The sequence below is a fragment of the Mesorhizobium sp. M1334 genome, from assembly GCF_040317995.1.
Taxonomy (GTDB): domain Bacteria; phylum Pseudomonadota; class Alphaproteobacteria; order Rhizobiales; family Rhizobiaceae; genus Mesorhizobium.
This window is the reverse complement of record NZ_JAMYLM010000022.1, coordinates 45,395-68,403: the sequence shown is the minus strand read 5'-3', so window position 1 is coordinate 68,403 and position 23,009 is coordinate 45,395. Positions and strand designations below refer to the sequence as shown.

Here is a 23,009-nt window from a genome sequence, read left to right as displayed (position 1 = left end):
ATGGTGATTGCCGCTCATGCTGATGTTACAACGGCTTGTGAGGGGCTACCGCGATAGACGCACGTGCTAACCTCGACAGTCAGCCACAAGCGCCATCGCTTCCCACCTCAGATCATCACCCATGCCTCGAGCGGCTTGCGGAAAACCTCCCACGGCACCAGCGCGTTCAGCTTCTCCAGACCAAGGATCGCCCGCCTCGCTCAACCGCACATAGCGCTCGTCAATATCCCAGAACCCCGCCTCTCCCCGCATCCGAAGCCTCCCGCAGTTGCGGCGATCGCACTGGCTGTGGATCGGACCGATTCCGGGGATCGTCTCCAGACGCAGGCTCTTTTCATTCGAGCGGCGCGAGGAATGAATCTGATATCCAGTTCACCAACCGTAGCTGCTCGACAAAGGGGACAACGACAGCCCAGGCGGGATGAGCTCGTTATTGCCGTCTTCGACGAGCTCGATCAGCATCCCTGTGCCGGCAATCGCGTCCGCCAGCACGAGAGTACTGCACGTTCATCATGTCGCCCCAAACAACGGTTTCGTCGGCGAGGACTAGCCCGATGCAGCGCGACATCAATTTGGGAGAGAAGCCGTATTGCCTCACGTAACGATGTTAGATGCCAGCGTTGCCTCCATTTTGCTCCCCGCTTGGGGCGAAGGAGGCCGGGCGCGGAGATGGGAAGATCCTATGGGGATGGAAGGCGACCAGCGCTCTGCCAGAGTGAAGTCGCTAAACATCACCTGGAGGTCAGCATGCAAGCCAACACCACCAAAGCCCCGGCCGCTATCCGCGTCGATCTTGCCGCAATATTTGTCTCGTTAGAACTGCCTCGTTCAAAATGGCTCGTGACTTCGCTTTCGCCAGGTGGGGGCGAGAGAATGTCGAGACACCTCGTGCCGGGGGGCGACATTCCGGGTTTGCGATCACTTCGCAGAGTTGCAACGAAAGGCGGAAGTGCGGACAGGGCAGCGTTTCCGGGTCATATCAATCCAGGAAGCTGGTCTGGATGGATTCTGGATACATCGGGTCCTCGAACGCGAAGGCATCGAGAGTTATGTCGTGGACCCGGCATCCATTGCCACATCACGTCGCCGCCGGCGGGCCAAGACCGACAGGATTGATGGGGAAGCACTGGTTCGAGCGTTGTTGGCCTACAACCGCGGCGAGCCTCGGGTTTGCGCGATGTTGCGAGTGCCAACGCCGGAGGAGGAAGACCGTCGCCGGTTGGTGCGGGAGCGGAAGGCGCTGACGAACGAGCGGATCAGGTACGTCAACAGGATAAAGGGCCTTTTGTTCAGCCAAGGTGTGTCCGGATACGAACCATTGAAAGGCGATTTCGACGCAAATGCCTCGATGCGCTCATTACCGGAGATGGGCGTCCACTGCCGCCAGCGCTCATGGCGCAGATCAGCCGCGAGCTTGATCGCATCGAGTTGCTGATCCAGCAGATCAAGGATGTTGAAGAGGCACGCGACGCCTTGCTCGTCGCGGCAGATGAGCCAACACCGGCCCTGCTGCTCAGCCTCAAGGGAATAGGTCCGGAGTTCCCGGCCATCCTGTGGTCTGAGGGATTGTCGCGCAAGTTTGACAATCGACGACAGGTTGCCGCCTACGCTGGTTTGGTGCCAACGCCCTGGCAAAGTGGGCAGATTAATTGCGAGCAGGGAGTCTCGAAGTCCGGCAATCCAAGGCTCCGGTCGACGCTTGTCCAGGTTGCGTGGCTCTGGGTTCGCCATCAACCCAATTCCGCACTCAGCCAGTGGTTCAGGGCGCGAGTCATCCAGAATGGTGGCCGGAACAAGAAGACGGCGATCATCGCCCTCGCTCGGAAACTGCTTGTTGCGCTGTGGAAATACGTGAACGCCGGAGTCGTTATAGAAGGAGCTCTCCTGACGAAACCATCAGCGTAGACGTTAATCGATTCTAATAATCTCCAGGACCGACCAGGGCCTGGCAGATCCTCGGTAGACGAACCGACGAAACTCATGGCCTCAAACAGCCGCCGTTGAAGAATGGTTTCGTCTCTTGGGTTCCGAATCCGCCGCAAGCGGGATCATGGAACAGGTGCATGCGCCCTGACCGAATATAAGGTGGACTGGGTTCGTTCGCGAACCGCGTCACGCTAACGGACCCATCGAATGGATCTACGGATTGCCGCGGAGGTACATGACAATGTCGACGTGATGCCGTTTGTAGTTGACCATCCCCATATAAGGGTTTCGCAGCGCCCAGCCTCCTTCGCGAGCGCCACGGCGCCTCAGTGTGGCCTTGCGATCTCGAGGATCGGCTGCTCCTTGTTCAAGAGGTCAAACAGCAACGCGTCGGCGTGTTCGCTGCGCCAGACCTTTAGGCGGCGCTGAAGCGTTCCAAGCAGTTTGTCCTGGGAATCGCCGGAATACACGACAGAAGTTCGCTGCCGGTCCGCCATGGTTCCGCTTCGAACCAATTTCGTAAGTCAGCAGTCGCTTTGACGAGGGGCGGGACGACGTCGGCCGCTTTTGGCTTTCACAATCGGCCGGTTCGTCGGCCGGACAGCACCGTCATTCGGGGCGATGCAAAGTCGCCAGCAGGGGCGCGCGTCCCCGAAGTATCGGCGAGCGCACCGAGCTGGGCGCGGATATCGCGCAACAGCAGGACAGGATCGAGTCCGGCGTATATTTCCTGCAGACGGGTAATCGGCGTATTGACGGCAATCGGGGCAACACCAGTCCTCTCGAATCCGGAGCTATGTTGTGAGGTCTACTGAGAAAGCCCCGACTCCGAGGCTGACCGTAACTTGGCGAGATTATGAACTCCCATCGGCCAGGGGATGACGCGGAGAGTATCGCTCAAACGCTGTGCCGCATGTAGCATGGCCGGACGCATCGTTTCCGCCTTCGTGGCAATCTCCTCGGACAGCATGATGAGGCTGATGGCTGCGATGCATGCGCTAGCGCTGTCCCTTACGGGTACAGCCATGACGCTGATATGGCGGTCGATCAGGCCATGGCCGATAGCGAAGCCTTTACTTCTGGCATGTTCGATCTGCGACACCAAGGCCTCAATGTCGGGCGTCTCGCTCTCCGGAGCGAAGTGCGTGGCCGGAATATTCGCGCTCAAACGATCCGTCGGCACTCCGTCGAGCAGGACGCGGGAGGACACGGTGGTGGGCAAAGGAAAACGCCAACCCATCATTGGCTGCAAGTAGCTGTGCTCCGTACCCTTTATGGCGAGAACAACAAGCTGTTGCCAGTTGTCGACCACGTTCAGCTCGGCGGCCTGCCCAGTCTCTTCCACGAGCTGCAGAAGGACTTCGTTTGCTGTCTGCTCGAAATGGGTGTGACACCGATATGCGAGCCCCAAAAGACCACTCTTGTGACCGAGGGTTATTGTTCCGTTCGGGGACTGCTCGAGCCATCCTCGTGCCAGCAATTGGTCTACGAGGGTGTAGACGGTTGATCTCGGCACGCCCATGGCGCTTGCTAGGCTGTTCCGTGAGTATGGCGTTTCCGCCTCAAAGAGCTTCTCGAGAATATCAAGCAAGCGATCGGTTCCCCGAGCCCGTTCGGATGTCATTACGGCGAATCCATTTTAGTTGACGCAGCGTTCCGAATAAAGTACAAGTTCTCTTACAGGAGATTATGTCTCTTGTAAAGGACATTTGGCTGGAGAACTGATGATTAGTTTGAGGGCAGTGGCGGTCTCGTTTTCTATGCTTGCAACTATGGCGACGAGCGGTTTCGCCCAGGAGCACAAGGGAAGCTCGAGGAAAACCGGGCGCGCGGCGGTATGTAACCATCCTTCGAAACATTCCCGTTCTTCTCGCCATCTTCTTCTTTTTCTTCGCTCTGCCTCAACTGGGCGTTCGAATGGAAAACGGTGACATCATTTATCGCGGCTCTTGCAACCTACGCGGGTGCCGCTCTGGCAGAAAGGTTCCGAGGAGGGTTGCTCGCTGTCTCGCATGGACTGACGGAAGCGGGCCAGTCTATTGGGCTGCGACCGCTGCAGATCAAGATCTACATCGTTCTCCCAGTGATGCTGCGCATTGTGCTTCCATCACTCGGAAACAGCTTCATTTCGCTGTTCAAAGATACGTCCCTCGCAGCGGCGATCGCAGTGCCGGAGCTGACCTATTACGCGCGAAAGGTCAACTTGAGACCTTCCGCCTGATCGAGACCTGGATGATCACGAGTTTGCTTTACGTTGCTACCACTATCGTCATCACAACGGTGTTGCGCCTTATCGAAGGCCGACTCCGGCGCAACGGTAGGCGGGCAGGGATATGCATTTCGAGCGTCTTTTCACTGAGCTCTCTGGCCCCGGCTGCTATCAGGGCTTGGGACAACGATCATCGTCTCGGTCGAGGCCATCACGATTGGCTCCATCGCAGGCTTGGTTTTAGCAGGCTGTTGAAAAAGGCACTCGCCACGGACCGCAGCGGTCATTCTGAATAGCACTCACAGGAAGCAAAACATGCGCGTCATAGTATTAGGCTCCGGCGTGATCGGGGTGACGACGGCGTTCGCCCTGGCGAAGGCGGGGAACGACGTAACGGTCATTGAACGCGAAACCGGACCCGCGCTCGGCACGAGCTACGGAAACGCATCGCAAATATCGCCGGCGCTCTCGTCACCCTGGTCTTCACCGGGGATCGCTCAAAAGGCATTGGGCTGGATGGCGCAGCGCTTCCCCCCGCTTGTGCTCGGGAGCATGCCCGACGCGGCAATGCTGCGTTTTCTTGCCGGAATGCTGAATTGTGCGAACCTCCAAAAGTACGCCAGATCCAAGCATGCGATGGTCGCGCTCGGGGAATACAGCCGTGACCTCATGATCGAACTGAGGGCCCGACACCCCTTTGACTATGCAGGGCGGAGCGCTGGGACGACTATCCTCTTCCGGACGGAGAAGCAGCGCGAAGGGTACCGCAGCGAACTGACGATCCTCGAAAAAATGAATGTGCCGGGCCGCCTGGTCAGCATTGACGAGCTGCGCGGTCTCGAACCCAATGTCGCTATCTCCAGCGCCGGGATCGTTGGCGCGGCTCACCTGCCGGGAGACGAGACTGGAGATTGCTTCCTGTTCACGAACAGGCTTGCGGAGTTGTCCGCCAGTATGGGTGTGCGGTTCTTCAACGGCATCGCTGTCAAGGGCTTCATAAAGAAGGGCTCTAAGATCTCCGCCGTTCGGACAACGCAAGGTGAGATAGAGGCGGACCTTGTCGTCTCGTGCCTTGGAGCGTGGTCAAGCGGGGTCCTCGGTCAACTTGGTGTACGAATTCCCGTGTATCCTCTGAAAGGGTACTCGCTCACGATCAAAGCGGACAGTGATGCCGTCGGTCCTCGGTCCACCGTCGGTGACGAGACATACAAGATCGGCATCACTAACCTCGTGGATCGGATCCGGGTGGGCGGGACAGCTGAACTCGCCGGGTACGACCTATCCCGCAAGGAGAAGCGGTACCGCGGACTGTCCTACGTCGTGCGGAACTTTTTTCCGAACATTTCCCAAGAGGCTGTCGCATCTGCAGAACGCTGGAGCGGACTTCGTCCGATGACACCGGATGGCCCTCCGCTTATCGGACGGATCGCCTGCGACAATCTCTTCATCAATGCTGGCCATGGCACACTGGGTTGGACCATGGCACGCGGAGCAGCGCAACTAACCGCCGATCTGATCGCCGGACGGTCGACAGCGATCGATGCTTCTCCTTTTTCCCCGACCCGTTATCAACGAAAGGTCCAATCATGATCCAACGGTTGCAGCTGGCGCGAGAATGAGCCAGACGTCACTTATCCTGCCAACAGCCGGTTCGTAGTCATCTCCGGACAGGTTCCGGACGACCGCACGCTCGACGTACCCGGACAGACCGCAGATGTGCTTGCAAAGGTCGACAGGCTTCTTGCTGAAGCCGGAACGGACAAAAGCCGTGTCACTCACGCCTATATCTGGCTGCGCGATATCGCCGATTTTGATCTCATGAACAGCTCGTGGGACAAGTGGGAATCTCTCGGCAACGGACCCGCACGCACTTGCGTCGAAGCGCGGATTGCGGCGCCGGATATCCGCGTCGAGATCCAGGTTTTTGCTCTGGCCAACGCATAAGTCCCGGAATGCGATAGGCGCCTCCACCACAAGCGGTCTCGAACTGGAGATCGATGCGCTCGTCGATCTCCAGCAAGGCGTCGGCTGGTCGATCGCAGTCAGAACATACAGTTGCTCGAATACCCTCGCAGAAGGAACCCTATCATGTTCAAGCCAAATCAACTGAAAGCAAGGCTTTTCGCAGGCGAGACGGCCTACGGCTGCTGGATCGGTAGCGGTTTACCGTCAACGCCGAAGTCCTCGGGCATGTGGGGTTCGACTTCCTGCTCCCTGATTTCGAACACGGAGTAGGCGATACCCGCGATATCGTCGAAATGCTCTGTGCCATCGAAACTACCTCGACGCCCGCGATCGGGCGCGTCCCGTGGAACGACCATGTATTCCTGAAGCGGGTATCCTCGCCAAGCTTTGCCAGCTTGCCCGCCGAGCGGGCGATCTCCGATACGCTGGCGTTCGGCTCCAGACAAGCCGCAACCAGCCGTTCCTTCTCTTCACGAGACTACCGTCGGCGGCGCTCAACGGACGTGATCACCTCCACATGCTGTTTCGTCATAGGACTGTTGCTAGTGCTACCACCAAGACTTGGAGCCTTCCGCCTACCTCAGCAAGGCGGCCGTCACCGATCGAGCGCTTCCCACATCGGGCAGCATCATGGGACTGACAGGCTCAGCCGCTCGATCGTCGGAGTTGGTCGAGCACCCAGGCCATGCTTCGACGAGCATTAGAAGGCAACAGCGTCGCCCTCCGGTACGCCCGAGGCAGGATCTTCAATCTGTGTAATGAGCCGCTCGACATGCGAGGGGCCGTGCGGCGCTGGTGGGAGGCAGCTGGTGATGACGGCGGTCGATCACGAGATGTTGGTCGCAATGCTCGACCGCAATCAGGCCGAACTCGGACAGATGGCCGCGGATCGCGTTGATCAGCTGGGTGCGCTGACCGACGAGCACATCGCGGTTTCGGAAGATCACAGCCGTGGCCTGCTTCTCCTCGCTCTTAACTGCCACAAAACACATCGTCGGCCGTTGCGCTGCCTCGCAGATCGCTTCGGCATCGGCGGCATCATGCTTCTGGCGCTTGACGAAGGGCTTCGCGTAAGCCGGCACGATTAGCCTGACCGTATTCTCGCGACCCCAGTAGTGCGCGCCCGGGCAGGCCTCCATAGCCACAAGGCATGGCGGCTGCGCGGCGAAATGGGCCAGCACCTGCTCGCGCCGCAACTTCCTACGGAACACGACGGCGCCGGCGGAATCTGCGCCATGGGCCTGGAAGCTGTTCTTGGCCAGATCCAGGCCAATGGTGGTAACTTGTGACAGGACGCCTTCCTCCGGTGGTTCTCAACGTCACCACTTTGGCACATTGATGCCGTAAGGGGGCGTCCACATGGGTAATCGCGGGAGCGCATCGCCCAGAGAACCAAACATATCCTTGGAGGGTGGCTGTTCTCCGATAAGATGGAAATACGGGCTCACGACTGGACGTGAAAGCGAACGGATCTGGCGCGGAAAGTGCGCATCTGATCCCAGGATCATTGCCGAGCTTGTCCGCAATCGGGCGCCGGCCGCAAAGCGCGTCGTGCTCGAGATTGGACCCCTTTCCGTCTGGTTCTATCATGCGCTGCGCGCCGAGGGATTGCCAGCCATCTGCATCGATGCGCGCCATGCCAAAGCCGCTCCCGATATGGCAGCGAACAAGACGGATGCGAATGACGCCGATGGTTTGGCGCGTCTTGCTGAAGCAGGATTCTTTCGCGAGGTGCGCGTGAAAGGCTTCGACAGTATGTTGACCCGCACGCTCGTGGCAGCACGCACTCGGCTGGTCCGGATCACCGTCGAGCTTTCCAACCAGATCCGAGGGATCATGAAAACGTTCGGCTTGCTCGTTCCCGCCGGTAAGGGAACTACATTCGAAAAGAATGTCCGGAGCCTTCTTATCGATCAGAGCGAGCTTGCTCCTGTCGTCCTACCGATGTTGGAAGCCTGGCGCAGCATTCGCGTCCGTGCCGCCGAGCTTGGGCGCCAGCTTGTCGCAGATGCACGTCAAAGCCAAGCATGCCGCATACTCATGTCGATCCCCGGCATCGGCGCCATTACCGCAACCTCTTTCGCCACTGCCATTGAAGATCCGGGCAACTTCAAGAAGTCCCGCTCTGTTGCCGCTTGGATCGGCCTGACAACTCGCCGCTACCAATCGGGAGAAGTCGATTATGACGGCCATATATCCCGACGCGGCGATCGACATTTGCGGGGACTTCTCTATGAGGCTGCGGCGGTCATCCTGACACGCAGCTCGATCGACAGCAGCCTGCGCACGTGGGGCCTCAAGCTCCGGGAGAGGGTTGGCTTCAAACGAGCTGCCGTGGCTGTGGCGCGCAAACTGGCGGTGATAATGCATTCGATGCTCAAGACCGGTGAGTTCTTTGATCGAAATGCAGGAGCCACAGCGTAAATCCGGATAGCGTTCAGAATCTGAACGCCTGAGGCGTCCCTGCCAGGACGTGAGCCGAGCCATTCCGCTGATGGGGTTGCACTGCCGACTCAGCAAAGTGCGTGGTCCACATTGAAGGCTCGTCCCGCGAATCTCCATCATGCAGCGACCGATGTCGACCCCGCGGAGCGCTGCGGCTGACGGGCATGACTGCGCCCTTCGTCTACGACGGCTCCATGAACGGCAACGTGTTCCTGGCCTATGTCGAGCAGGTGCTGGTCCCGACATTGTCGGAGGGCTACGTAGTCGTCATGGACAACCTGCCCGCCCACAAGGCCGCCGGCGTCCGCGACGCGATTGAGGCCGCAGGCGCGAGCCTGCTCCACCTGCCGCCCTACAGTCCCGACTTCAATCGGATTGAGAACGCCTTCGCCAAACTCAAGGCGCTGCTGCGAGCAAAGGCCGAGAGAACCAGCAAGGCTCTGTGGGACGCGGTCGGCGCGGTCATCGACCTCTTCACCCCAGCCGAATGTGCCAACTACTTCAAAGCCGCGGGATATGAACCGGATTAAATAGGACGTGCTCTAGACTGAGTGGCATGTTACGAGTTGGCAAATATAAAATCGATATCATAACCATCCAGAAGTAAGATGGGTAATCGAGCCGAGCGCTTCATTCAGACGAGCCTACTCGAATCGGCCAACACGCGGGCCTAGAACTTCTCATACGAACGAACGGCCGAATTGCCCCGTTGGCTTCGCCCTCATGGCAACTGAGATCAAAAACCTCAGTTTTCTTGGTCCCGATCGGGACAAACTGTTGAGGCTTTACAGCCACAGCCTTCGGATAGATTGTTGGTGATGTTCGACACAGTCAGATGGTCCCGAAACAAGCGCATCGCGGACCCCTTTTTGGCCAGCGTTTTGTTTTATGGGCGCGACGATAGGCCTAACATATGCGCGCAACCGATACCATCAAATTGCGGCTCGGCATCTTGCGAAGAGAGGCGTCCACATATGCCGGGAGGTGGGATCGAGCTGACGTGCTCTTCCGTTCACTCTCCCGTTTATAAGTTAGCCCTTTTTTTCGTTGAGGTACTCCCTGACGTGCTCCCCATCTTTGGATCGCCCAGGGTCGGCATTTCCGGGGGTGATGGCTCAGGGCGGAACGGCCGCCGATGAGCCTTTGATAAGCGACATCGGTGGCTTGTTGCCGATCGCGCATGCGCGTCGATGATGCGATTGAGGAAGCGCTCCCCTGTGTCGTGGAGCCGGGAGCGACTGCTGCCGCTGGCGCAGCCGAGGCGCAAGCTGCCAATCCTCGTGACCAGGTCCGAGACTCCCTCAGTCGGGATCTTGAGGCTGCCCGGTACGTCGCCGACCGGGCTTTCCGGCGACATGATGCGGCCGATCCCAGGAACCGGCTGGTGCGGCGGAAGTGGATGCGCGTTGGAACCAGGCACTCATCCGTGTCGGTGAGCGAGAACAAGACCGCCGCGCATGATGCCGCGGCACCGAGTTTACCTGTGTTGGCAACGGGCATCACGGCGCTGGGCACAGACCTCCAGGCTGTCTGGTCGGCGCGAACGGCGGACGCTAGGCTCAAGAAGTGCCGGATAGCACGCGACAAACACCGTCAACCATGCCACATCACTGGTGGCACGCCGATTGCTGCGGACTCCGTGTAGCGGGCGCGGACGCAGACGGAGTGTTCCGCTCGAGCCAATAACAGACGGTAATATCAAAGGAGTACCTCAATGCGGGTAGCCATCGTGCGGAATAGCGAATTTGCAGGCGTTATCAACCACTTCGGACAGCCTTATCCAGGGTCTCCACACCCTTGGCCCTCTAATGGATACTACGAAAGAGTGGTGGCGGCAGTGAAAGAGGGCGGTCACGAGACACTGTTGTGCGAAGGCGACAAAGGACTGCTCAATACGCTCGAGCGGTTCATGCCACCCGATCTGCAAGCCCGCCCCTCAGGGATCGTTTTCAATTTGGCAGAGGGTATTCAGGGCGAATACCGCTTCACTCACGTCCCGGCAATGCTCGAGATGGCGGGCGTTCCATACACCGGGTCGGGCCCACTCGGGCATGGGCTAACGGACGATAAGGTGATCAGCAAGAGGCTCATGCGCAGTTGCGGCGTGCCGACGCCGAAGTTTTGCGTCATGCGCCTCGGCACCGAGAGCACCGGCGACCTGCGATTCCCGGTAGTAGTGAAGCCGCGTCGCGAAGATAACAGCTTCGGTTTGCAGCTTGTACATGAGCCCGCTCAGCTGAGGCAGGCAGTGGAAATGATTGTCACGCAATATGGACAGGATGCGCTCGTAGAAGAATACATCGATGGGCGCGAAATCCATGTTGCGCTGCTGGGAAACGGAGAACCCGAGGTGTTGCCTTTGGCGGAAGTTGACTTCGGCGAACGCGAAAGTGGTCTTTTGACGTGGGCGGGGAAGTACCGGCCGGCTGAAAAGCTGCCGACGATTTGCCCGGCCAAAATCGAGAGTAGCCTTGCGACCTTGCTAGGGGAAATTTCGGTTGCGACCTTTCGTGCTTGCCAGTGCCGGGACTACGCCCGGCTCGATGTCCGGATCGACCGCTCCGGCCATCCCTTTGTCCTGGAGATCAACTCAATGCCGGGGCTCAGTATGCATTCCTCATGGGTCCTTGCCGCGATCGCTGCTGGACACAGCTACTCGAGCCTTATCAATCGCATCCTTCGTATCGCTCACGCGCGATATTTCGGAAATGACGGCGTCCACTAGGTCGAACACGCATCGAGCCGCCGCCGCCTGCTTTTCAGCAGCGGCCGCCGATCGGCGCCGTGCGGCAGGAAAGTCGGCATTCTCGATCTGTGCGTCATGGCGAAGTTTTGCAGCCCTGGCGCGGGCTTCGAAACGCTTCTGTCGGCGCATGGTAGCTTCGCGCTCGAGCAGCATGGAGCCATTCGCCATGCTCGAGGCTGCGTGCTTCGGATTGTGGGTCGAGTTCCTGGCAGGCGGTGGCCATGCCATGAAGGCCGAGTTCGCGCAGCATGTCGATGGTCGGAAGGATGAGCAATGGTGTGTCTCAAGGGAAGTAATCATGGCCACGCAGATTGGCGTGATCGACGATGGCGGTCGGTTCGGTGGAAGGCCTTGCGGCCTTGTGATTGGCAATAAGTGCAATAAGCGAGGCGATGCTCTTGCAGTTCAGCCCACCGATCTCGACAGCGCGGGCTGACACGGCTTCGGCGCTATCGCGTGTGATATCGCGAAACAGGCGAAGGACACCCAGGCATGTTCGAAAGCTTTGTTCAGGATGTGGGCGGCTGGCGAGGATTGCGACAATCAAGCCTTCCGTCTCGGGGCAGACGGATGCGGCCCAGCGACGGAAGCGATCTGGCGTGCACTCGGCATAGCGCCGGTGGGAGCTGGGCATGTGATCCGGATCGGTTCCATGGCGAGGACCGCACCGCGACGCGCTTGCTGCGGTGGAAGATCTCGATGGTGCGCGCCGTTGCTCTCAGATCGACCTGCTGGCGAATGAGGCTGTGCGGCACGGAATAGAAGAAGGTCTTGAACTCAACTCAACATGGTAGTCCGTCGAGACGCGGGCCAAACGCCATTCGGCAAACTCGTAATCCTCCAGTGGAAGACTGGCCAAAGCCGGGCGCTCGACACTCTCAACAGTTGCCGGCGACTGACGCCCAGCCGGCGCATGACGTGATCATTGATGCGATCGAGTGCCCGGCGAATGGCGGCATTGGCGTCGGCCAGCGAGAAGAAGGTCTGGTTGCGCATCCGCGCAAGGAGAGCGCTATCGCCTTCCTCGAAGCTGCCATCGCTTATTACGTGTCCCACAGAGCCGATCCGGCCGAGCTTCTTGATATCGAGATGGATGAGCTCGCCGGGATGCTCGCGCTGATAGCGGCGCACCGGCTCGACCGGTGCCAAGCCTTTCAGCCGCAACAGGCCGGCGCGTGCCAGTACCCGGCTCACCGTCGCCTCCGACACGCCGGTTTGCATTGCGGTGTGCTTGCCGGTCAGGCGCTGTCGACGCAGCGCCACGATCGCATCCGCCACCGCGGCTTCGGTTCGCCTCGGGCTTGTCTTGGCCGCTGACCTGCCAAATGGTGGCTCAAACTGCGCTCGTTGACGTCAACTTCGAGAAGATCTGCCGCATCGGCTAAGAAGGCATGGGTAGCTTTTGCCAGCCTGACCTGGCGGCGATCGTCTCCTGGGCTTCATGGCCACTTGGGGTCTACCCCCATTTTTGGTTTTGTTGCCATATCCATTGATTTCACTATTGGAGTGCTTGCTTTGTATGCATGCGATCCTTGTGACATGGATGTGACATGGCACAAACCTTAAAACACGAGGTGCCCTAAACCTCTGAAAGAATTGGTGGGCGGTTCAGGATCCGTCTCGCCGCGGCTGTGCTTGGCCAAGTGCGTGGAGGGATGAAAGACGAAGCTTCGATCCTTCTCCCGCAGTTGCTCGGTTCCCAGATTGCTCAAACGCATCGTCCCTCTCCTCGCGATTCCTCGGCTGGGAACACCCGGTCAGCCGCCCGTTGGAAACCAGCATAGTGGCATGTCTCGGGTTTCGCGGGAATGCACACTTTTAGCCGACGAATTCACGGAATCGGCGCCAATCGCCGTGGAACCAAGGCTTCGGGAGTTTACCGTTGCCTCAGGGTGGACAGAGGAATCGGTGAGTTGGATTTCACTGGTTTCGTCACGACAAGGCTGTAGTATTGCTCGATACCCAAGCCTGCCTGCAGCAATTCCTCCATGAAATCCTGATACGCAGCCATGGAAGGAGATGAAACGCGCATCAAATAGTCGATCCGCCCCCCGATGGCCCAGCAGTCCAGGATTTCCGGAATCTGTTGGATCGCAGTCTCGAAGTGCCGTTGGTCCTCGAGACGATGGCGATCCAGAACCACCTCAACCATTATAGAGATGATGCCCCCCATGAGGGCTGGACTGAGTCGCGCGTAGAACCCCTCAATGATCCCTGCGGCTTGGAGTACGCGGAGCCGCTCCGAACAGGCCGACGCCGAAAGGTGGACACGCTTTGCGAGCTCGCTTTTCGAAATCCGACCATCTGACTGGATCTCTGAGAGAATCCGGACATCCCAGGCGTCTAATCGCACAGGGTCGGGTTTCGACTTCATGACCTTTTGCTCTCAAGCCGTGGTCGACAGCGTAATTAGTGCCAACCAATTCTATCATTAATTGAAGCCACCGAATGTAGTGGACGGCATCCATTCTCGCCCCGCAATGCGCCAGAGTGGGGTTGTCGAAACTCAGGTGAGGGAGTTCGAATCATGGAAAGCCTGCTGTAGAAGCAGTTGGCTATCGCCCGCCGCCTAACAGGGCGATGACGCAACTGGAGAGGTATAGTCGCCTTTCGGCGGAGACCTCGTTGTAATAGATAGCGCATTTTTTGACTTCGTAGCTTGGCACCCCGACAGGATTCGAACATCGATCGCGTGGACTAGTCAGATTGGCTTCGAGATGAATTGAACGCTTTTCTTGTCTGGCACGCCGAGGAACTGGGCACCACAAATGCCGCTTGAGTGCCGTCACGGCTTACATCCGGCGCGAGAGTCTGGCCGCATCGCGCAGCCGGGAAGACTCAAACGCCGATGTTGCGTGCGATGCTGTCGGCAGCCATGCGCTTACGCCACTCAAGCGGCCCGGAATTGTGAATAGAATTTCCCTCAACATCGACAGCCATGATGACGGGCATGTCCTCCACCTCGAATTCATAGATCGCTTCCATGCCCAGGTCTTCAAAGGCAGCGATCCGCGCCGCCTTGATCGATTTTGAAATCAGGTACGCCGCGCCGCCCACTGCGATGAGATAGGGCGTTTTGTGTCTAACAATCGACTCGATGGCCACTGGACCCCTCTCCGCTTTGCCGACCATCGCATATAGCCCGGTCTCGGCGAGCATCTTTTCCGTAAAACCGTCCATGCGGCTGGAGGTTGTCGGGCCGGCCGGCCCGACGACCTCATCCCTCACAGCGCGGACTGGTCCGACGTAGTAGATCACGCGTCCCCGCAGATCGACCGGAAGAGACTTGCCGGCATCGATCAGCTCGACCATGCGTTCGTGGGCGGCGTCACGGCCGGTCAGCATCTTTCCGGACAAAAGAAGGGTTTCCCCGCAGCGCCACGATGCCGTCTCCTCCTTTGTGAGCGCATCGAGATTGACCCGCCGGACGCCCGTTGTGTGCAAATCGTCATGACCGATCTGGGGCCATTCGGAAAGGTCGGGCGGCTCAAGCCTGATGGGTCCAGAGCCGTCCAAGGTAAACTTCAGGTGCCGGTTGGCGGCGCATTGCGGGATGAGCGCGACGGGCTTGGACGCCGCATGGGTAGGATAGGTCGCGACCTTGACGTCAACGACTGTCGTAAGACCACCGAGGCCCTGGGCGCCGATGCCCAGCGCGTTAATGCGTTCATAAAGCTCAACCCGCAGTGCCTCCTCCGCACTTGAGGGCCCCCTGGCGATCAGTTCCGACATATCGATGGGCTCGTTCATGGCCTCCTTGGCCAGCAGCATCGCCTTTTCAGCGCTGCCACCGATGCCGACTGAGATCAGGCCGGGCGGGCACCATCCGCTGCCAAGCGTCGAAACGGTGTCGACCACCCAGTCGGCAACGGAGGCGCTGGGGTTCAGGGTGGTGAAACGCGCCTTGTTTTCCGAGCCGCCGCCTTTTGCGGCGATGGTGATCTCAATCTGGTTGCCGCGCACGAGGTCGACGTGGATGACCGCCGGCGTGTTGTCGCGGGTATTGATCCGTCCGGCGAGCGGATCGGCAACGATCGATACCCGAAGGGGGTTGTCCGGGTCGAGATATGCCCGACGGACGCCCTCATTCACCAGGTCAGCGAGACTGGCCGTTGATTTGATGCGGGCATCCATGCCGACCTTTGCGAAGACCACCACGAGGCCGGTGTCCTGGCAGATCGGGCGCCGCCCGAAGGCCGCCATGCGAGAGTTCAGCAGAATCTGCCCGATGGCGTTCTTCGCCGCCGGGCTCTGTTCGCGCGCGTATGACTGCGAAAGGCACCGGATATAGTCGGGCGGATGGTAGTACGAGATGTACTGAAGGGCGTCGGCGACGCTCCTTGTGATATCCTTGCCGGCAATCGTCCGTGTTTTTTTATTCACGAAATCTCATCCGATGACGCGAATCCGTTGACCAGTTTCAGGTTCTGGAAGCTCCGAAAACCTTGCTCGCCGCCCTCGTATCCATAGCCGCTCTGTTTGACGCCTCCATACGGTGCATCTGCAGAAACCCCTTTCAGGTAATTTACACTGAGAGCGCCTGCCGAAAGACCGCCGATCAGCGCCCGTTTCGCTTCGGCGGTGCCGGTGAAGAAGTAGGCGGCCAAGCCATACTCAGTGGCGTTGGCTTCTTCGATCGCCTCCTCGATCGTGTCGAATGGCGCTACGGTGAGGATCGGCCCGAACGGCTCGTCATGAAGCACTTTCGCATCCTTTGGCACCCCTGTCAGGATGGTTGGCGGCCAGTAAAAACCCGGCTGGTCGAGGCGGGTGCCCCCGGTTTCGATGCGGGCGCCGCGATCGACCGCATCCTTGATCAAACGCTGCATGGCCTCGATTCGCCGCGCGTTTGCCATTGGTCCCATTTCCGTCGCAGGGTCGTCCGGCGGGCCGATCTTGATCTTGCGAGCGGCTTCCGTCAATCGGGATAGGAATTCCTCGTAGAGGGTCCGCGCGACGAGGATCCTGCTGGGGGCGTTGCAGCTCTGGCCCGCGCACTCGAACTTGTATTCCGAAATTGCCGGTACGGCGTTTGCCAGGTCGGCATCCTCGCATACAACGACCGGGGAGTGCCCACCGAGTTCAAGAATGCACCGCTGCAAGTTATTCGCGGCAAGCCTGGCGAGCTGTTTTCCAACCTCGGTGGAGCCCGTGAAAGTCAAGATCTTCACGATCGGCGAACTGAGTAGATGCCGGGATATTTGCACCGGCACGCCAAAGACGAGATTGACCACGCCGTCTGGAATACCCGCTTGTCGCAAGGCTTCGACGAAATGGACAGCCGCGCTTGGTGTCTCCTCAGCCCCTTTGAGGATCACCGGGCAGCCTGCCGCCAAAGCGGGGGCGAGTTTGCGGGCGATGAGAACGACGGGATAGTTCCAAGGCGTAAAGGCAGCAACGACGCCAAGGGGCTCCGGGACGATTTCCCGGTTCGGGCCCATCGGAATAGGGGCCGACAGCTCTTCGGCGTGGGTGCCGTTCCACTCCAGTGTTTCGACAGCGCGCGCATATTCACCTGTCGCTTCGGCAATTGTCTTTCCCTGTTCGGCCGACAGGTCCCTGGCTGCCGCTCCAAGCTTCGCTGCCAAGATCCTGGCGGCTGCTACGAGGATCTCGCCACGATCTTTTGCAGGCCGTGCGGACCAAGCCTTGCGGCTCCGCTCTGCCGAAGCAAGGGCCTCATCCAGGTCCGGCGCTGAAGCCGCGGCCACCGAACCAAATACCTTCTCTGTCGCCGGGTTCATTACCGGCAGAGTAGTCCCGTCACTTCCGGCTCGCCACCTGCCATTGATAAAAAGCTGATAGCTCGTGGCGTTGGGCATCGTATGCTCCGCTTGACTGAATTCCTGCCAGTGCGAGACCAGCCGATATCCAGTCTAGGCTCGCTTGTCTGCAGTTTCATCGCGATGGTCACGCCCGGTCAAATATGGAATATCGCCCGAAACCATCTCGAATACAGATTGATACGGCTCAGGCAGTCGCGGAGGAGCAATAGCACCTGGAACTTGGTTTGAAGGATGTGCCTAAGCCCGGTCCGGAGCCGTGGCCGACCAGTGCCTGCTCTCGATCAATGTCCCGACGACCTTGGGGATCAGCTTGCGGACCGCAGAAACGGCTGGAGAGCGCTCATCTTTCGGGTTGACGGCAAGCACAACGGAACGGGTGATCACTGGATCAATGATTTTAACCGTCCGGACTTGGCCTTGAGACGCCTCTTTCTGAATGGCTGACGGGGTAAGAATAGAATACGCCTTTCCTTCCATGACCATATTGATGATCGTAGAAAGGGAGTCGACTTCGAATCTTACGTCGAGCACACAACCGTGTTGCGCAACGACATCAGCCACCGAACGCCTGACATTGTTATTCCGCATCGGAACCGCCAGCGGAAAGGCATGCAGGTCGGCGAGCGGTATCGAATCTTCGAAAGGCGGTTCACCCGGAGGCACCACTAGGCAAAACTCTTCGCGGGCCAGCACTGTCATTTGCCCCACGCTCTCCGCAGTGCGGTACAGGACTGCCAGATTGAAGCGGCCAGCAGCCATCCACTCCTCCAGCGGTCCAGTCATGCCCTCGATCATCTTAAGTGAGATCCTCGGCAATTCGCTTCTCATCGATTCAAGCAGGGGACCGCTAAGGACGCGAGCGGCTCCGGACGGAATGCCAATGGTCACCTCTCCGGAAGGAGCAGCCACCGAGTTTGTCAGTTCCGCCTCAGTGAGCTGAATTTCCTTCAGGATGATCCGCGCGCGCTGAAGCAGCTTGTCTCCCGACGCCGTGACGCTGACACCGGTCCTATCGCGCACCAGCAGCTGGGTGCCAAATCCTACCTCCATTTGACGCACATGCAGGCTTAGAGCGCTTTGAGCAACGTTGAGGGTCGCAGCTGCCTTCGTGAAACTGCCGGCTTCGACGACGCCGACAAAGTATCTTAACTGCCTGATGTCCACGATGACCAAATCCAACCGGGGCATGATCCCCAGTGCCTTCTTATCTATCTCGAAACGAGATGGCAGGCAAGACAAACCGTCGGGCCATGTCTCGAAATCCAGCCGCTGATTAAATGCAGCTCAGTAATTGCTGGCGAGAGCCAGGATCTCGTGGGCGCGCCGAACTACTGGCGGGTCGACCATCTTGCCATTCAACGAGAATGCAGAAAGTCCACGCGTGGCGGCATTGTTTTCCGCCGCGACGACGCGACGAGCCCACGCGAGTTCCTGTGCGTTTGGCGAGAAAGCCTCATTGAATATGGCCACCTGTGCCGGATGGATCGCCAAAGCTCCGGAAAAGCCAAGCCGCCGCGCATGCACCGCAGCTTCACGAACTTTATGAGTGTCCGAGAACTCGCCGATGCTTCCAATAAAGCCCAGCGGGAGCAAGCCGGCCGCACGGGCAGCAAAAAGAACAGAAAGGTTCGGCGTCAAGAGAAGGTCAAATTCCGGGGCGCCGCCAACAGCAGCACTGAAATCTTCAGGACCAAGTGCCATCGCGACCATCCTTGGATGCGCCGACGCAATGGCCGCGAGCCTTTGCAAAGCGCCCGGCGTCTCGATCAGGGCAAGGAACCGGATGCGTCCCAGCGAAAGATTTCTTTCTCGTTCGAGTTCGGACACCGCATTAGCCATCTCTAAAATCCACTCTGCCGAATCCGTCTTCGGAAGAACCAGTGCGTCAACACCAGCCATCACCGCTGCATCGAGATCGGCCGCTAAGGCACGCAAACCACGATTGACTCGAACTAAAACGGATGCGCCCATGCGGCCCACCTTTGCCACGGATGCAGAAAGCTGCCGCCGTGACTCTGCCTTCTGATCTTGGGGAACGGAGTCCTCGAGGTCGAGTATGACGCCATCTGCCCCGCGCTCATGGGCCGTCTCCACAAAGCGCGGAACGTGAGCGGGAACGAAGAGCAGGGATCTCCAGCGGGGTACAGACATCGGGCTTTCAACGGCCGGAACGGTGTCCTTGATCATGGAGTTGCCTCAGCGGTCGATTTCACGAGGGCGGTGGCGGTGAGCTTGCTGGATGGCGGATACGATGAGATGAGATGATCCGAGGTACACAGGCTCTTTGTAAATCGCGAGCGCACTCACCTTACCGAAACGCGGGTTCACGCTGACGCGGCCCTTTCGCGCAAACGTGCCAGAACCTCCTCGCGGACAGTCTCAGTATGGGCGCCAAGAGCCGGAACTGGGCGCAGACAGGGGCGCTCAGAGTTGAAGATCGCCGCCGGCGCTATCGTCTCTACAGTTCCTTCAGGTGTGCCAACCTCAACCCTGCGAACGTGGGGATGCTTTGAAATATCCGCCACTTCGTTCAGTCGGCCATATGCCAAACCGGCCGCCTCAAGCTCCTGCATCACCTCTTCGCTGGCTAGTTCGGAGAAACGCACTTCGATGATCTCATCAAGTTGCGCGCGGTGACCGAGGCGCTCCATGTTGTCGGCAAAACCAGGTGCGCGTGTGAGCTCCGGCTGCCTAAGGAATTTCTCGCAGAAGTTAACCCATTCGCGGTCATTCTGAACCGAAAAGATGACGTCTTTGCCATCGGCGCAACGATAGGCGCCATACGGCGCCAGCGACGGGTGTTTCACACCCGCGCGAACCGTGTGGTAGCTGCTGTAGTCGTGTTGCAGAACCGGCACATTCATCCAGTCGGCGACGGCGTCGAACAGCGAGACCTGAATGCTGGCGCCCTGACCTGTCCGCTCGCGGTGGAATAGTGCCTGGAGGATGGCGCTATGCGCTGTCATGCCTGCCGAGATGTCGCAAACCGACACCCCTACACGCGCAGGCCCTTGTTGGGTGCCGGTGATCGCGCACAAACCTGTTTCGGACTGGACGATGAGATCATAAGCCTTCAAGTGGGAATACGGCCCTTTCTCCCCGAAACCAGAGATGTCGCAGGTGATCAGCCGCGGAAAGCGTCGACGGAGATCGGCAGACCCGAACCCCAGTTTTTTGATGCTCCCCGGCTTCAGATTCTGGATGAAGACGTCAGCAGCGGCAATCAGCGTGCCCAGGACGGTGCGGTCCGCCTCCGATCTCAGGTCCAGACAGACCGACTCCTTGCCCCGGTTGAGCCAGACGAAGTAAGCGCTCTGTCCCCGCACCAACTTGTCGTAGTTTCGAGCAAAGTCCCCTTCGGGCCTTTCGACCTTGATGACCCGGGCGCCGGCGTCCGCGAGGCGAGACGATGCATAAGGCGCGGCCACGGCCTGCTCCACGGCAACGACGGTGATCCCCTCAAGACAGTTCTGCATGGCGATCCACCGCTTTTCATCCAATGTTTTCGTTTTGAGCCCGACGACGGTTCAGCATCGCCAGCAACCGGTTTTGTTCATTCCCAACAATTGAGAATGCCTCGTCGACACCCATTCCGGGCTTTGCAAGCATCATGTCGGCCTGGGTTGCCACCGATACATGGACCGAAGCCTGGGCGGAGAGATCCGTCTCGGTACAGCTTCCTCCGACATACGCTCCCACCTTGTTCGCCTTGCAGAGGAGAACGGCACGCGCTGTGTCGGCAATTGAGCCGACATCCGGGGTCTTGATTTGGACGAGATGCGCGGCCTTCGCTTCGGCAAAGAGCCGAATATCCTCAAGCGTATTGCACCTCTCGTCCACGACAATGCGAGCGCTGGAACCCCGGTCATCCAAGATCGATACAGTTCGAGCGTAGTTCTCAATTTGAGCTTGCGTCGAACCAAAATCCGCCGGGCACTCGATGTTGAGCGTGAAATCCGGAACGGAATCTGCGACCCTGCAAATAAAGTCGGCGATGCTTCGCGGCTCCAGGCCGATTTCCTGGCCTATCCAGCCATACACATCGAAATGCAGCACCGGATGATAGCCCGGGCGGCCGAGTTCGCGCGTACGCATTGCAACCCACTTCACGAACTCCATGAAGGTCCGTCCGCCGACGCCGAATTTCTGCCGCGAGTTGATCAGGCCGTGGGGAAGCACATCCACAGCTTTCAGGATCATTTTGTCCACGTTGATTTCGCGGGCATCGCCGCTCTGGCAATAAATCGGGACGCTGCGCGTTGGCAGCGGTAAATCAAACTCAGCGCACACAACCTCTGCCATGGTGACGCGCTGGAGGTAGGCCGCGGCTCGAAGCAGCGCCTGGCTTACGCCGTACTCAAGCGCGAGGGGTAGCCGCTTTTGTCCGAATGGCTCGAACACCTTCGCGCAGGCATCAAGGTAAAGAGACGCATCGACATCAAGAAGCCGTGGCGTCACGACCCGCGACGTCAAATCCGAGATTTGAGCTATTTCAAACAAAGGATCGCGTCCACCAGTACCAGAGTACTGAACGCCCATCATGTCGCCCCAAACAACGGTGTCGTCGCCGAGAACAAGCCCGACACTAAGCGAAGATGCCGGAACGCGAAGCGACGTGAACCCCGGCGTTATCGGTTCGCCGACATAGATGAAGCCGTCCTGGGTCGCGCCGGACCTAATGGCAGCTTGATCGTCATAGAAGAATGCGCCGTTGCCAGGCGCAAGGAGGACGTCTTTGATCTGCAATTCAGTCACTCGATTCATTCCGAGGGGATTAAATTCGTTCCGCTACTGGCAGGCGAGGCGCTGCCTGGTCTGCACCTAATTCTTAGATCCTCAGCGGTCGCGCAACGAGCGCTACCCCTTCGTTGATCTCGACATGCGCCCCCGATCGTATGGCGAAGACGATGGATGTTCCAGGCGCGCGGATATCAATGGACTTAGTGGACAGCGAATACATCGGATGCAGGATGCCTATGAGATCTCCCTGGTTCACTTCATCCAAGACAGAGCAGCGGGGTTCAAAGATGCCCGTTGCAGGCGATTTCAACTCGTCGGACGGATGCGTTTCGAGTGTTTGTCCGGACTTCTGTTGGCGAAACGTTGGATACTCGGCTTTACCCTCGACCAGCCCGAGCGCGATGAGCGCGCTGCGTACTCCAGACTCGTAGATCGCGAGGTTGTCCGCACCGACCGTGCCGCCGCCGAATTCAGCGCAAACAAATACCTTGCCCTGATTTTGGGCCAGGATATCGAACATTCCAGCCGTGTCGTTGTGTTGCCAGACCAATGTCAAGGGCAATTTGAACGCTTCCGCCATTCTCACCGTCCTGGCCATGAGATCGGGATCGGCAATGGGGTGCGTCGTGGCGGCCGGTGGAAAATCCCACGTTGGTCCGAAGCTGTGCAGATCAAATACGGTGTCGGCCATTGGCAACAATACGCGCGAAACCGCATCCGCGATTCGTTCGGTCACTGACCCGTCGACGCAGCCCGGAAACACCCGGTTGAGATTCAACCCGTCGAGCGGAGTATTGCGGCTCCATGCCTCCACAGCCAATGGATTGAGCACCGGCAGGACGATGACCCTTCCACAGGCTTGCGTTTCTGGCAGCCACTCGATAAGCCGCCGCGCGACAAGTGGCCCCTCCAGTTCATTGCCATGATTTCCGCCGGTGACAAGAAGGCGCGGTCCCCGTCCTTTATTGAGACTGAAGACCGGGAGCGAAAGCTCTTCGCAGTCGGCACCTCCCGGGACAACAAGATGCCCCCTGCTCACGCCTGGCGTATCAAGATCAAACGTAAGATGTGGTGCTTCGGTCATTGTTCAACCTATTGCGAGTACTCAGGCGACCTTGCGCCGGGTTTACGATAGCTGTTCCGCGGTTGCGCTCCCCGCTCTGGAACTATGCCCCACGCGGTGTTCAATTCG

General features: G+C 58.9%; 16 protein-coding genes and 8 pseudogenes. 8 read left to right on the top strand and 16 right to left on the bottom strand.

Features of this window, described 5'->3' with window-relative positions; translation table 11 throughout:
- Positions 1 to 266: 266 nt before the first annotated feature.
- Positions 267 to 495: pseudogene (locus NKH17_RS27000) on the bottom strand (IS110 family transposase); the annotation flags it as partial.
- A gap of 252 nt (positions 496 to 747) precedes the next feature.
- Here NKH17_RS27000 and NKH17_RS26995 point away from each other — a divergent pair.
- Positions 748 to 1,905, top strand: a pseudogene (locus NKH17_RS26995) (IS110 family RNA-guided transposase).
- A gap of 347 nt (positions 1,906 to 2,252) precedes the next feature.
- On the opposite strand, the pseudogene NKH17_RS26990 reads toward NKH17_RS26995, so the two are convergent.
- Both NKH17_RS26990 and NKH17_RS26985 read right to left on the bottom strand, forming a co-directional pair.
- Positions 2,253 to 2,662: pseudogene (locus NKH17_RS26990) on the bottom strand (ISNCY family transposase); the annotation flags it as partial.
- A gap of 72 nt (positions 2,663 to 2,734) precedes the next feature.
- Positions 2,735 to 3,517 carry an IclR family transcriptional regulator gene (locus tag NKH17_RS26985; protein WP_352972755.1) on the bottom strand — a complete coding sequence of 261 codons (783 nt, stop codon included), beginning with the start codon at positions 3,515 to 3,517 and terminating at the stop codon, positions 2,735 to 2,737.
- Between the two features lie 336 nt (positions 3,518 to 3,853).
- Between NKH17_RS26985 and NKH17_RS33500 the strand changes: the two genes are divergently transcribed.
- The 3 genes and pseudogenes from NKH17_RS33500 to NKH17_RS26970 all read left to right on the top strand — a co-directional run.
- The gene (locus NKH17_RS33500; RefSeq protein WP_502910630.1) at positions 3,854 to 4,147 is read left to right on the top strand and encodes an ABC transporter permease subunit; all 294 of its coding nucleotides are present in this window, start codon (positions 3,854 to 3,856) and stop codon (positions 4,145 to 4,147) included.
- A 303-nt stretch (positions 4,148 to 4,450) separates the two neighbouring features.
- Positions 4,451 to 5,725, top strand: a complete 1,275-nt coding sequence (locus NKH17_RS26975) for a D-amino acid dehydrogenase (protein WP_352972753.1) — start codon at positions 4,451 to 4,453, stop codon at positions 5,723 to 5,725.
- A 66-nt stretch (positions 5,726 to 5,791) separates the two neighbouring features.
- Positions 5,792 to 6,079, top strand: a pseudogene (locus tag NKH17_RS26970) (RidA family protein); the annotation flags it as partial.
- A 194-nt stretch (positions 6,080 to 6,273) separates the two neighbouring features.
- Here NKH17_RS26970 and NKH17_RS26965 read toward each other — a convergent pair.
- Together NKH17_RS26965 and NKH17_RS26960 are read right to left on the bottom strand one after the other, a co-directional pair.
- On the bottom strand, positions 6,274 to 6,456 hold the full coding sequence (locus tag NKH17_RS26965; protein ID WP_352972751.1) for a hypothetical protein: 183 nt from the start codon (positions 6,454 to 6,456) through the stop codon (positions 6,274 to 6,276).
- A 501-nt stretch (positions 6,457 to 6,957) separates the two neighbouring features.
- A pseudogene (locus tag NKH17_RS26960) lies at positions 6,958 to 7,392 on the bottom strand (IS110 family transposase); the annotation flags it as partial.
- A gap of 112 nt (positions 7,393 to 7,504) precedes the next feature.
- Here NKH17_RS26960 and NKH17_RS26955 point away from each other — a divergent pair.
- The 3 genes and pseudogenes from NKH17_RS26955 to NKH17_RS26945 all read left to right on the top strand — a co-directional run bounded on the left by NKH17_RS26955 (position 7,505) and on the right by NKH17_RS26945 (position 11,270).
- Positions 7,505 to 8,524, top strand: coding sequence for an IS110 family RNA-guided transposase (locus NKH17_RS26955; RefSeq protein ID WP_502910632.1), 1,020 nt, complete (start codon positions 7,505 to 7,507; stop codon positions 8,522 to 8,524).
- A gap of 140 nt (positions 8,525 to 8,664) precedes the next feature.
- Positions 8,665 to 9,075, top strand: a pseudogene (locus tag NKH17_RS26950) (transposase); the annotation flags it as partial.
- Positions 9,076 to 10,259: 1,184 nt separating this feature from the next.
- Positions 10,260 to 11,270 carry a D-alanine--D-alanine ligase family protein gene (locus NKH17_RS26945; RefSeq protein ID WP_352972749.1) on the top strand — a complete coding sequence of 337 codons (1,011 nt, stop codon included), beginning with the start codon at positions 10,260 to 10,262 and terminating at the stop codon, positions 11,268 to 11,270.
- Positions 11,271 to 11,327: 57 nt separating this feature from the next.
- On the opposite strand, the pseudogene NKH17_RS26940 reads toward NKH17_RS26945, so the two are convergent.
- Positions 11,328 to 11,565 (bottom strand): annotated as a pseudogene (locus tag NKH17_RS26940) (ATP-binding protein); the annotation flags it as partial.
- Between NKH17_RS26940 and NKH17_RS26935 the strand changes: the two are divergent.
- Positions 11,458 to 11,727, top strand: a complete 270-nt coding sequence (locus tag NKH17_RS26935) for a hypothetical protein (RefSeq protein ID WP_352972796.1) — start codon at positions 11,458 to 11,460, stop codon at positions 11,725 to 11,727. The pseudogene NKH17_RS26940 and the gene NKH17_RS26935 overlap by 108 nt on opposite strands.
- Before the next feature lie 73 nt (positions 11,728 to 11,800).
- Here NKH17_RS26935 and NKH17_RS33495 read toward each other — a convergent pair whose 3' ends face one another.
- The 10 genes and pseudogenes from NKH17_RS33495 to NKH17_RS26890 form a co-directional block, all read right to left on the bottom strand.
- A complete protein-coding gene (locus tag NKH17_RS33495) occupies positions 11,801 to 12,046 on the bottom strand; it encodes a hypothetical protein (protein ID WP_502910629.1) in 246 nt (81 codons plus the stop codon).
- Between the two features lie 283 nt (positions 12,047 to 12,329).
- Positions 12,330 to 12,590: pseudogene (locus NKH17_RS26930) on the bottom strand (IS481 family transposase); the annotation flags it as partial.
- A gap of 577 nt (positions 12,591 to 13,167) precedes the next feature.
- Positions 13,168 to 13,665, bottom strand: coding sequence for an Lrp/AsnC family transcriptional regulator (locus NKH17_RS26925; RefSeq protein WP_352854660.1), 498 nt, complete (start codon positions 13,663 to 13,665; stop codon positions 13,168 to 13,170).
- A 464-nt stretch (positions 13,666 to 14,129) separates the two neighbouring features.
- Positions 14,130 to 15,674 (bottom strand): fumarate hydratase, encoded by a 1,545-nt coding sequence (locus NKH17_RS26920; RefSeq protein WP_352972747.1) that lies wholly within the window; start codon positions 15,672 to 15,674, stop codon positions 14,130 to 14,132.
- On the bottom strand, positions 15,671 to 17,113 hold the full coding sequence (locus tag NKH17_RS26915) for an NAD-dependent succinate-semialdehyde dehydrogenase (RefSeq protein ID WP_352972745.1): 1,443 nt from the start codon (positions 17,111 to 17,113) through the stop codon (positions 15,671 to 15,673). The genes NKH17_RS26920 and NKH17_RS26915 overlap by 4 nt, the downstream gene beginning before the upstream one ends.
- Positions 17,114 to 17,314: 201 nt before the next feature.
- Positions 17,315 to 18,241 carry a LysR family transcriptional regulator gene (locus NKH17_RS26910; RefSeq protein ID WP_352972789.1) on the bottom strand — a complete coding sequence of 309 codons (927 nt, stop codon included), beginning with the start codon at positions 18,239 to 18,241 and terminating at the stop codon, positions 17,315 to 17,317.
- 120 nt (positions 18,242 to 18,361) lie between these two features.
- Positions 18,362 to 19,264, bottom strand: coding sequence for an HpcH/HpaI aldolase/citrate lyase family protein (locus tag NKH17_RS26905; RefSeq protein WP_352972743.1), 903 nt, complete (start codon positions 19,262 to 19,264; stop codon positions 18,362 to 18,364).
- Positions 19,265 to 19,401: 137 nt separating this feature from the next.
- On the bottom strand, positions 19,402 to 20,553 hold the full coding sequence (locus tag NKH17_RS26900; RefSeq protein WP_352972787.1) for a CaiB/BaiF CoA transferase family protein: 1,152 nt from the start codon (positions 20,551 to 20,553) through the stop codon (positions 19,402 to 19,404).
- Between the two features lie 16 nt (positions 20,554 to 20,569).
- The gene (locus tag NKH17_RS26895; protein ID WP_352972785.1) at positions 20,570 to 21,823 is read right to left on the bottom strand and encodes a methylaspartate ammonia-lyase; all 1,254 of its coding nucleotides are present in this window, start codon (positions 21,821 to 21,823) and stop codon (positions 20,570 to 20,572) included.
- 82 nt (positions 21,824 to 21,905) lie between these two features.
- Positions 21,906 to 22,901 carry a succinylglutamate desuccinylase/aspartoacylase family protein gene (locus NKH17_RS26890; protein WP_352972741.1) on the bottom strand — a complete coding sequence of 332 codons (996 nt, stop codon included), beginning with the start codon at positions 22,899 to 22,901 and terminating at the stop codon, positions 21,906 to 21,908.
- Between the last annotated feature and the right edge of the window lie 108 nt (positions 22,902 to 23,009).

Bases quoted from the DNA above. Each gene is read 5' to 3' on its own strand.
- NKH17_RS26975 (WP_352972753.1), top strand. From the start codon at position 4,451: ATGCGCGTCATAGTATTAGGCTCCGGCGTGATCGGGGTGACGACGGCG.
- NKH17_RS26965 (WP_352972751.1), bottom strand. From the start codon at position 6,456: ATGGTCGTTCCACGGGACGCGCCCGATCGCGGGCGTCGAGGTAGTTTC.
- NKH17_RS26945 (WP_352972749.1), top strand. From the start codon at position 10,260: ATGCGGGTAGCCATCGTGCGGAATAGCGAATTTGCAGGCGTTATCAAC.
- NKH17_RS26935 (WP_352972796.1), top strand. From the start codon at position 11,458: ATGCTCGAGGCTGCGTGCTTCGGATTGTGGGTCGAGTTCCTGGCAGGC.
- NKH17_RS26925 (WP_352854660.1), bottom strand. From the start codon at position 13,665: ATGAAGTCGAAACCCGACCCTGTGCGATTAGACGCCTGGGATGTCCGG.
- NKH17_RS26915 (WP_352972745.1), bottom strand. From the start codon at position 17,113: ATGCCCAACGCCACGAGCTATCAGCTTTTTATCAATGGCAGGTGGCGA.
- NKH17_RS26905 (WP_352972743.1), bottom strand. From the start codon at position 19,264: ATGATCAAGGACACCGTTCCGGCCGTTGAAAGCCCGATGTCTGTACCC.
- NKH17_RS26900 (WP_352972787.1), bottom strand. From the start codon at position 20,553: ATGCAGAACTGTCTTGAGGGGATCACCGTCGTTGCCGTGGAGCAGGCC.
- NKH17_RS26890 (WP_352972741.1), bottom strand. From the start codon at position 22,901: ATGACCGAAGCACCACATCTTACGTTTGATCTTGATACGCCAGGCGTG.